The organism is Ruegeria sp., assembly GCF_028066395.1.
Taxonomy (GTDB): domain Bacteria; phylum Pseudomonadota; class Alphaproteobacteria; order Rhodobacterales; family Rhodobacteraceae; genus Ruegeria.
In genome coordinates, this window is record NZ_JALCBM010000058.1 from 2,452 (window position 1) to 5,902 (window position 3,451).

Annotated in this window: 3 protein-coding genes; all 3 read right to left on the reverse strand. The window is 63.4% G+C overall.

Annotated features, from left to right (window positions below; translation table 11 throughout):
* Nucleotides 1-46 precede the first annotated feature (46 nt).
* Complete coding sequence (locus MPJ51_RS16445; protein ID WP_298388920.1) at nucleotides 47-850, reverse strand: PaaX family transcriptional regulator C-terminal domain-containing protein; 804 nt, start codon at nucleotides 848-850, stop codon at nucleotides 47-49.
* Nucleotides 851-904: 54 nt separating this feature from the next.
* Nucleotides 905-2,929, reverse strand: coding sequence for a phenylacetic acid degradation bifunctional protein PaaZ (paaZ, locus tag MPJ51_RS16450; protein ID WP_298388922.1), 2,025 nt, complete (start codon nucleotides 2,927-2,929; stop codon nucleotides 905-907).
* A gap of 27 nt (nucleotides 2,930-2,956) precedes the next feature.
* Nucleotides 2,957-3,451: TRAP transporter large permease subunit (locus MPJ51_RS16455; RefSeq protein WP_298388924.1), on the reverse strand; the 495-nt coding region annotated here is incomplete at its 5' end.

The window sequence follows — 3,451 nt, forward strand, 5'->3', positions numbered from 1 at the left end:
TCCAAGATAGACCATGCCGGGGGGCTGGGAAGAGATTGCCGTTGCGTCAGGTCGTGGCGTTGAGGATATCCGGGGCAGGTCGTGGCAGCGTATCGAGCAGGTTGAGCACCGCATCCCGGCAGGCCGGGCCGGTCCAGTCGGGCGGGAAGAACTCGGCCGGTACATCCGGTTGGCGCAGCACAACGCGGCGCCAGCGGTGGACCAGCAGGGTGCGCAAGGTTGCGGCCTGTATCGGTGTCGCGGACCATCCGGCAGGGCGCGTTCTGGTGGCCTGCTGCACGTCCTCCAGCAGGGACCGGCAGGCTTGCCGCAGGTCGTCGGGGCAGAGCCGGTCCTGCACCCATTGCGGCACCGTATGGGGTGAGACCTCGAAACTCAGGACTCCTTCGGTCTGCACGGGTACGGGGCCGGGTCCCAGCGCCACCGTGCGGGTGATGGGCGTGCAATCGTGGCTGAGCATCAACTCGTCCAAAACCTGCATGCCAGCGCCGTCTTCGGCGATCAGCAGGTGCCATTTGCGGTCGGTGGCCGAAGTCCGGGCGTAGATGCGCGGGGTGACGGCGGCGGATTGGGTGCGGCCATAATCGGACAGGAAATGCATCGAGACCCGTCCGATCCGGTCGCTTTCGATCCAGCCATCCTTGCGCAGGCGGTGCAGGGCGACGCGGATGGCCTCGGGCTTGATGCCGATGGGTTCGATGACGCGGGTCAGGGCGCTGCCCGAGATTTGCGCCCCGGGGGCCTGTGCCAGATCACCGAACAGGGACACGATAATCGACCACACCCGCTGATCCTGCGGGTCCGCCAATGCGGCGACAGCCGTATCGAACCACGTGTCCTTGCTGGTCATACCACCAGCTTAACCCGTTCGTGGGTCTAAGAAAAACAGATTTAACCGCAGCGTTCAGCAGGCGCACATGGTCAACAGCTCGTATTCTGCGACCATCTCGTCATCCTGATTGGTCAGCGTGACGTGCCAGCGGACCTCGCCATAGTCTTCGTTGCGCGGGGTCTTTTGCTTGACCGTCAGACGCACCTTGATGCTGTCGCCCGGCACGACCGGCTTCATGAACCGCAGCCCGTCCAGACCGGTATTGGCCAGAACCGGGCCTTCGTTCGGTTCCACGAACAACCCGGCGGCGAAGCTGAGCAGCAGATAGCCATGCGCCACGCGTCCCGGGAAGAATGGGTTCCGGGCGGCGGCGTCCTCATCCATATGGGCATAGAAGGTGTCGCCGGTGAAATGGGCGAAATGTTCGATATCTTCCAGCGTGATGGTGCGCGGGGTGGTGTTCAGGGTTTCGCCGATTTCCAGCTTGTTGAATCTGCGGGTGAAGGGGTGTGCGGGGCCGGTGACCTCAGGCGCGCCGGAGACCCATTTCTGGCCAATCGCCGACAGCATCCGGGGCGAGCCCTGAATGGCCGTGCGCTGCATGTAATGCATCACGCCGCGCACGCCGCCCATCTCTTCGCCACCGCCAGCGCGACCCGGCCCGCCATGGACCATATGCGGCAGGGGCGCGCCATGGCCGGTGGATTCGGCCATCGAATCCCGGTCATTCAGATAAATCCGCCCGTTATAGGCGGCAGCCCCCATGATCACCTCACGCGCGACCTCCGGGTCGTGGGTGATCAGAGAGGTGACCAGCGAGCCCTGACCGCGATTGACCAACGCCACCGCGTGGGCCAAGTCGCGATAACCCATGACGGTTGAGACCGGGCCAAAGGCTTCGGTATCGTGAACGCGCTGGGCGTTGTCCGGGTCGGTGCAGTGAAACAGCATCGGGGGCACAAAAGCACCGGTATCGGGGCCCTGCAGGTCGAAATCCGAGGGGTTGCCAAAGACCCGCTGCGCCTCGGCCCCGATCAGGTCGGCTTTGGCCAGTACATCGGCCTTTTGTGTGTTTGAAACCAGTGCGCCCATGCGGGTTGTGTCCTGCCTCGGGTCGCCGACGGTGACCTTCGCCAACCGGGCTTTCAGCGCGTCGATCACTGGTTGCGCCTGCGCTTGCGGCACGATGATCCGGCGAATGGCGGTGCATTTCTGCCCGGCCTTGGTGGTCATCTCGCGCGCGACTTCCTTGACGAACAGGTCAAACTCAGGCGTGCCCTCAACCGCGTCCGGCCCAAGGATCGAGGCGTTCAGGCTGTCCTGTTCCGCCACGAACCGGACGGCGTTGCGCAGGATGGCCGGTGTCTGCCGCAGCTTTAGCGCGGTATCGGCCGAGCCGGTAAAGCTGACCACATCCTGACAATCCAGCCGATCCAGCATGTCGCCCAACCCGCCTGAAACCAGTTGCAACGCCCCGTCCGGCAGGATGCCGCTGTCCAGCATGACCCGCACGGCCCGTTCGGTGACATAGCAGCTGTTGGTGGCCGGTTTGACGATGGCGGGAACGCCGGCCAGCAAGGTGGGGGCCAGCTTCTCCAACATCCCCCAGACCGGGAAGTTGAACGCGTTGATATGCACCGCGACGCCCTGCAGCGGGGTGCATATGTGTTGCCCCAGAAAGGTGCCGTTGCGCGACAGTTGCTCGATCCCGCCGTCCAGATAGACCTGCGCATCCGGCATCTCGCGCCGCCCTTTTGAGGCGAAGACGAACATCGTGCCGATGCCGCCATCGATGTCGATCAGGTGGTCCTTTTGCGTGGCGCCGGTCTCGAAACTCAGATCATAAAGCGCCTGTTTATGCTCGGACAGCACCTGTGCCAGCGCCTTCAACATGCGGGCACGTTGATGAAAGGTCAGGGCGCGCAGGGCGGGGCCACCGGTGCCGCGCGCATGATCCAGCATCGCCTGCACGTCCAGATCGTCATTGCCCGCCGTCGCAAAAGGCGCGCCGGTGATGGCAGAGGCGATGGTCCGCGCGCCCGGTCCGGGTGCAATCCAAGTCCCAGCGGCGAAACTGGAAATCTGAAGCAGGGACATGGGTGTCCTCCTGTTTTCAAACGGGGCCTAGTGCCCCAGCGCACCCATCTGTTGCGGCAGGTACAGAACCACGATGGGCACCAGCACGATCAGGGCCAGGCGAAAGATGTCGGCAACCCAGAACGGGGTGACCCCGCGAAAGATAGTGCCGGTCGAGACATCGCCCACCACGCCTTTCAGGATGAACACGTTCAGACCCACGGGCGGGGTGATCAGCGAGATCTCGGTGACGACGACAACAACGATGCCGAACCAGATTGGATCATAGCCCAGTGAGGTCACCAGCGGGAAAAAGATTGGCACGGTCAGCAGCAGCATCGACAGGGATTCGAACACGCAGCCCAGAATGATGTAGATGCCCAGGATCATCAGGATCACCACAAAGGGCGACACATCATAGGCGGTGACCAGCGCGATCAGCGCCTCGGGCAATCCGGCCAGATTGATGAAGTTCGAGAAGATTTGCGCACCGATCAGCACCGCGAACAGGGCGGATGCGGTGAAACAGGTCTCTTTCAGCAC

Coding starts and splice junctions, on each gene's coding strand:
- paaZ (WP_298388922.1), bottom strand. CDS start 2,929: ATGTCCCTGCTTCAGATTTCCAGTTTCGCCGCTGGGACTTGGATTGCA.
- MPJ51_RS16445 (WP_298388920.1), bottom strand. CDS start 850: ATGACCAGCAAGGACACGTGGTTCGATACGGCTGTCGCCGCATTGGCG.